Source organism: Streptomyces sp. NPDC054841 (assembly GCF_053611045.1).
Window position 1 is genome coordinate 1 of sequence record NZ_JBSGZO010000539.1, and the last position, 5,297, is coordinate 5,297.

Here is a 5,297-nt window from a genome sequence, read left to right on the forward strand (position 1 = left end):
GTCCACCAGCGCGTCTCCGGCGACGACGACGGCAGGCTGCTCTACGGGTTCCGGTCTGGCGCTCATGCGGGTTCCTCGGGGACGGCGGTGAGAAGGGCGAGGGCTGGGGCTGGGGCCTGTTCGGTGGAGTCCCGTAGCCCCCTGCGAGACAGTTTGACGATAAGTCCGCAGAAGTTTTCTCGCAAGATGTGTTAACAACGGCGCAGTCTCCTGCTAATAATTCCGCCATGGAAACGCGCCCGACTCCCCAAGGACGCATCCGCACCCCTCCTCCACCCGCCGAGCCTCGGTCGAGGTCTCGACGGAACCCGCACGAGAGGTCCCCCGTCACATGCGATCGACCAGACATGTCCTCATCGCCGGTGCCGCCGTCAGCGCTCTCCTCACCACCGCCTGTTCCGGAGCCGGAGCCGGCAACAGCGACAGCGGAGGCAAGAGCATCAATGTGCTGATGGTCGGCAACCCGCAGATGGAGGACATCGCGAAGCTGACCAAGGACACCTTCACCAAGGACACCGGCATCAAGGTCAACTTCACGATCCTTCCCGAGAACGAGCTGCGCGACAAAGTCACCCAGGACATCGCCACCCAGGCCGGTCAGTACGACGTCGCCACCATCGGCGCTTACGAGGTGCCCATCTGGACCAAGAACGGCTGGCTGCACGAGCTCGGCTCCTACGCCGACAAGGACACGAGCTTCGACAAGGGCGACCTGCTCAAGCCGATGGTGCAGTCGATGTCCGGCTCGGACGGCAAGCTCTACGCCCTGCCGTTCTACGGGGAGTCCTCCTTCCTGATGTACAACAGAGAGGTCATGGCGGAGAAGGGCATCACGGTGCCCGAGCGGCCGACCTGGCAGCAGGTCGCCGACATCGCCGCCAAGGCCGACGGCGCCCGTCCCGGGATGAAGGGCATCTGCCTGCGCGGTCTGGCCGGCTGGGGCGAGCTCGGAGCGCCGCTGACTTCCATGGTCAACACCTTCGGCGGCACCTGGTTCACCAAGGACTGGAAGGCACAGGTCAACAGCGCCAAGTTCAAGGAGGCGACGAACTTCTACGTCGACCTGGTGCGCAAGCACGGTGAGGCGGGTGCCCCGCAGGCCGGGTTCACCGAGTGCCTGAACGCCATGAGCCAGGGCAAGGTCGCGATGTGGTACGACGCGACCAGCGCGGCCGGGTCGCTGGAGGACGCCAAGTCCAGCAAGATCGCCGGCAAGGTCGGTTACGCCTATGCCCCGACCGTCGAGACGGACAGCAGCGGCTGGCTGTGGGCCTGGTCCTGGGCCATGCCGAAGACCACCAAGAACGCCGACGCGGCCTCGCAGTTCATGCTGTGGGCCTCCAGCAAGAAGTACGAGAAGCTCGTCGGCGAGCAGCTCGGCTGGTCACGGGTTCCGGCCGGCAAGCGGGCCAGCACCTACGAGATCCCCGAGTACCAGAAGGCCGCCGGGTCGTTCGGTGAGATCACCCTGAAGTCCATCGAGGCGGCCGACCCGGCCGACCCGGGCGTCCAGCCCAGGCCGACCGTGGGCATCCAGTACGTGGCCATCCCCGAGTTCCAGGACCTCGGCACCAAGGTCACCCAGGAGATCTCCGCCGCCATTGCCGGAAAGACCAGCGTGGACAAGGCGCTGAACGACGGCCAGAAGCTCGCCGAGGAAGTCGCCAAGAACTACCAGAAGTAGCCCCTTCAGCGCCCGGCCGGTCCCTTGATCGGCCGGGGCCTGGCTGCCCTGTCCGGTCGTCACCGGCGGAGGAAAGTTTTCATGACCACGCTCACCGCTCCCACCAAGACAGCACCACCGCCCACCCACCGGCGGGTATCCACCGGCGTCAGCAAATGGCGGCGCCGCATCCCGCTGCTGCCGGCGCTGGTCTTCACCATCGTCGTCACGCAGCTGCCCTTCGTGGCCACGCTCGTCATCTCCACCTTCCAGTGGAACATCCTCAAGCCGGGCGAGAGGCACTTCACGGGTCTGTCCAACTACGCGTTCGTCTTCACCGACGAGCGGCTGCGCGCGGCGGTGTTCAACACCGTCGTGCTCACCGCGTCGGTGGTGCTCATCAGCGCGCTTCTCGGCCTCGGTCTGGCGATGCTGCTCGACCGCAAGTTCGTCGGCCGCGGGCTGGCCCGCACCCTGCTCATCGCCCCGTTCCTGGTGATGCCGGTCGCGGCGGCGCTGCTGTGGAAGCACGCCATCTACAACCCCGACTACGGACTGCTCAACGGCACCCTCAACGCCGTCTACCAGTTCTTCGGCGCCGACCACGGCCCCACGGTCGACTGGGTGTCCTCGTACCCCATGCCCGCCGTCGTGATCTCGCTGGTGTGGCAGTGGACCCCGTTCATGATGCTGATCCTGCTGGCCGGCCTGCAGGCACAGCCGGGTGACGTCCTGGAGGCGGCGAAGGTCGACGGGGCGTCGGCCCTGGCGACCTTCCGCCACATCACCCTGCCGCACCTGCGCCAGTACCTCGAACTGGGCATCCTGCTCGGCACGATCTACGTCGTGCAGACCTTCGACGCGGTCTACACCATCACCCAGGGCGGCCCCGGCAAGCAGACGACGAACCTGCCCTACGAGATCTACCTGACCATGTTCCGCAAGTACGACTACGGCGAGGCGGCTGCCGCCGGTGTCGTCGTCGTACTCGGCTCGATCGTGATCGCGACCTTCGCCCTGCGGACCATCGCGTCGCTGTTCCGCGAGGAGGTATCCCGATGACCGCGCACACGGCCGCCGCCCCCGGGGCGAGGCTCAAGAAGCTCCTCCGCCTGCGCGACGACCACGGCGGCGCGCCGCAGCTGTCGCCCCTGTGGACCTTCGTCGCCTGGCTCGCCACCCTGGCGTTCTTCGCGCCGGTGGCGTGGATGGTGCTCACCTCCTTCCACCAGGAGGCCGACGCGGCGACCAACCCGCCGACCCCCTTCGCCCCGTTCACCTTCGAGCAGTACGAAGCACTGTTCAGCCGGGACATCACCCCCTTCCTCCTCAACTCGGCCATGGCCGGCGTCATTTCGACGCTGCTGGTGCTCGCCCTGGCGGTGCCGACGGCCTACGCGCTGTCCATCAAGCCGGTCGAGAAGTGGACCGACGTGATGTTCTTCTTCCTGTCCACGAAGTTCCTCCCGGCGATCGCGGCCCTGCTGCCGGTGTACCTGATCGTCAAAGAGGTCGGGATGCTGGACAACGTGTGGACGCTGATCGTCCTCTACACCGCCATGAACCTCCCGATCGCGGTATGGATGATGCGCTCGTTCCTCGCCGAGGTCCCCAAGGAGATCCTGGAGGCGGCCGAGGTCGACGGCGCCAACCTGTTCACCGTGCTGTGGCGGGTCGTCGCGCCGGTCGCCATGCCCGGACTCGCCGCCACCTCGCTGATCTGCTTCATCTTCAGCTGGAACGAGTTCATGTTCGCCGTCAACCTCACCGCGACGCAGGCGTCCACCGCGCCGGTGTTCCTGGTCGGCTTCATCACCAACGAGGGCCTGTTCCTGGCCCGGCTGTGCGCGGCGGCCACGCTGGTCTCGCTGCCCGTCCTCATCGCCGGTTTCGCCGCCCAGGACAAGCTCGTCCGCGGCCTCTCCCTGGGCGCCGTCAAGTGAGAGCAGCCGTCATCACCCAGCCCGGGGACGTCGAGATCACCACCGTCGACGACCCCGCCCCCGGCCCGCGCGAGGTCGTCGTCGAGGTCGCGGCCACCGGACTGTGCGGCACCGACCTGCACATCCTCCAAGGCGAGTTCGCACCGAAGCTGCCCGTCATCGTCGGCCACGAGTTCGCCGGACAGGTCGTCGCGGTCGGCTCCGCCGTCACCGAACTCGCTGTCGGAACCCGGGTCGCGGTCGACCCGTCGCTCTACTGCTTCGAGTGCCACTACTGCCGTACCGGCCGCAACAACCTCTGCGAACGGTGGGCCGCGATCGGGGTCACAGCCCCGGGCGCCGCCGCCGAGTTCGTGGCCGCTCCCGTCGCCAACTGCGCGGTCCTGCCCGACGGCGTACGCACCGAGGACGCCGCCCTGATCGAGCCGCTGTCGTGCGCCGTACGCGGCTACGACGTCCTGCGCAGCCGCCTCGCCTCCCGCGTGCTCATCTACGGCGCGGGGACGATGGGGCTGATGATGCTCCAGCTTGCCAAGGCCACCGGCGCCGCGAGCGTCGACGTCGTGGACATCAACGCTGAACGCCTGGACACGGCACGGCAGTTGGGCTGCTCAGCCGGGGCCGCGTCCGCCGACGAGCTCGACCGGCCGCCGTACGGCTGGGATCTGGTCGTCGACGCCACCGGCAACGCCCGGGCCATCCAGGACGCCCTCGGCCGGGTCGGCAAGGGCGGTACGTACCTGCAGTTCGGGGTCGCCGACTACGCGACCCGGGCCACCATCGAGCCGTACCGGATCTACAACGAAGAGATCACCGTCACCGGCTCCATGGCCGTCCTGCACAGCTTCGAGCGGGCCGCGGACCTCTTCGCCACCGGCGTCATCGACCCGGACGTCTTCATCAGCGGCCGCCTCCCCCTGGCGGCGTTCCCGGACGCGATCGCCCGCTTCCAGGCGGGCCTCGGCCGCAAAATCCAGATCCAGCCCGGCCTCGCCTCCGCGTGAACGCCCGCACCGAACGGAATCCCTCCATGACCGAGCAGATTCGCCGCGTTCTCGTCCGCTCCCTCGACGACATCACGATCGAGCAGGTGCCCACCCCCGTACCCGGGGCCGACGAACTCCTCGTACGCACCACGGTCGTCGGCGTGTGCGGCTCCGACACCCATGCGGCGGCCGGCCACCATCCCTTCATCGACCTGCCCTACCGCCCCGGTCACGAGGCGGTAGGCGTCGTCACCGCGGCAGGGGAGGGAGCCGAGGACTTCGCGCCCGGCGACCGGGTGATCATCGAACCCAACCTGTACTGCGGCCGGTGCCCCCAGTGCCGCTCCGGCCGCTACAACATCTGCCAGGAACTGAAGGTCTTCGGCTGCCAGACGCCCGGCGCCATGACCGACCTGTTCACCATCCCCGCCGACCGCGTCCACCGCGTCCCCGACGGCATGACCGACATCGAAGCCGCCCTCGTCGAGCCCCTGGCCACCCCGGTGCACGCCGTGGCGAAGGCCGGTGACCTCACCGGCCGCACGGTCGTCGTCCTCGGCGCCGGACCCATCGGCCTGCTCGTCCTCGCTGCCACCCGGCACGCGGGCGCCGCGAAGATCGCCGTCACCGACCTGCTGCCAGGCAAGCGGGATCGCGCCCTGCGTCTCGGAGCCGACGCGGCCCTGCCCGCCGGCGCCGCCGACC

The 5,297-nt window shown here is 68.4% G+C and carries 5 protein-coding genes; all 5 read left to right on the top strand.

All coding sequences use genetic code 11. The features are described 5' to 3' along the window. Nucleotides 1–331 precede the first annotated feature (331 nt). Nucleotides 332–1,684, top strand: coding sequence for an ABC transporter substrate-binding protein (locus tag ACWGI8_RS38650; protein ID WP_453668117.1), 1,353 nt, complete (start codon nt 332–334; stop codon nt 1,682–1,684). Between the two features lie 81 nt (nt 1,685–1,765). Further along, nucleotides 1,766–2,725, top strand: a complete 960-nt coding sequence (locus ACWGI8_RS38655) for a carbohydrate ABC transporter permease (RefSeq protein WP_453668118.1) — start codon at nt 1,766–1,768, stop codon at nt 2,723–2,725. After that, nucleotides 2,722–3,606, top strand: coding sequence for a carbohydrate ABC transporter permease (locus tag ACWGI8_RS38660; protein WP_453668119.1), 885 nt, complete (start codon nt 2,722–2,724; stop codon nt 3,604–3,606). The genes ACWGI8_RS38655 and ACWGI8_RS38660 overlap by 4 nt, the downstream gene beginning before the upstream one ends. After that, the gene (locus ACWGI8_RS38665) at nt 3,603–4,610 is read left to right on the top strand and encodes a zinc-dependent alcohol dehydrogenase family protein (RefSeq protein ID WP_453668120.1); all 1,008 of its coding nucleotides are present in this window, start codon (nt 3,603–3,605) and stop codon (nt 4,608–4,610) included. The genes ACWGI8_RS38660 and ACWGI8_RS38665 overlap by 4 nt, the downstream gene beginning before the upstream one ends. A gap of 26 nt (nt 4,611–4,636) precedes the next feature. Further along, the coding region (locus ACWGI8_RS38670; RefSeq protein ID WP_453668121.1) for a zinc-dependent alcohol dehydrogenase at nt 4,637–5,297 on the top strand (661 nt) is incomplete at its 3' end.

What these genes read in the sequence shown, in the direction of transcription:
- ACWGI8_RS38650 (WP_453668117.1), top strand. Translation starts at nt 332, where the DNA reads ATGCGATCGACCAGACATGTCCTCATCGCCGGTGCCGCCGTCAGCGCT.
- ACWGI8_RS38655 (WP_453668118.1), top strand. Translation starts at nt 1,766, where the DNA reads ATGACCACGCTCACCGCTCCCACCAAGACAGCACCACCGCCCACCCAC.
- ACWGI8_RS38660 (WP_453668119.1), top strand. Translation starts at nt 2,722, where the DNA reads ATGACCGCGCACACGGCCGCCGCCCCCGGGGCGAGGCTCAAGAAGCTC.